A 550-nucleotide genomic window follows, 5' to 3' on the forward strand; every position below is an offset into this window, starting at 1 on the left:
TCAGCCGTGGGGGCCGGCGTCCAAGGCTGCTCCGCCGCGCCCGCCGCGCCTGTCATGTCGGTCGTGTCGGCAGGTGGGCCGGTGAGGTGGGCGAGGGTGGTCGGGGTGAGGTGCAGGTCGGGTTGGGCATCGGCCAGCATCACCGCCCGCCGCTGCGGCGGATAGTCCGGATCGACGGGCAGGCAGACGCCGCCGGCATACCAGACCGCCAGCATCGCCACGACCAGATCGACCCCGCGGGGTAGCTCGACCGCCACGATCGGCTCACCATGGCCCGACCCGCCGAGCCGGGTCTGCAGGTGCTGGCCTAGTTGGCCGGCGAGGTGACGGGCACGGTCGTGGAGTTGCCCGAAGCTGATCTCCTCCCGGATCTCGCCGGTCGCGTCGACAACCGCCGGATGACCCGGCCGTACGGCCGCGTGTGCAGCGATCCGCTCGTGCACCACCCAACCACCCAGCCCACCCCCACCGGCGTCGGCGTCGGCGTCGGCGTCGGCGTCGGTGTCCGCGTTGCGCAGAACAGGGGTGGTGGAGAGGTGACGGAGTTGCG

The 550-nt window shown here is 72.7% G+C and carries 1 protein-coding gene; it reads right to left on the minus strand.

What is annotated here, in order from left to right; translation table 11 throughout:
• Positions 1-550: AMP-binding protein (locus Vau01_RS63085; RefSeq protein WP_204015523.1), on the minus strand; the 550-nt coding region annotated here is incomplete at both ends.

The sequence above is a fragment of the Virgisporangium aurantiacum genome, assembly GCF_016863635.1.
In the GTDB taxonomy this organism is placed as follows: domain Bacteria; phylum Actinomycetota; class Actinomycetes; order Mycobacteriales; family Micromonosporaceae; genus Virgisporangium; species Virgisporangium aurantiacum.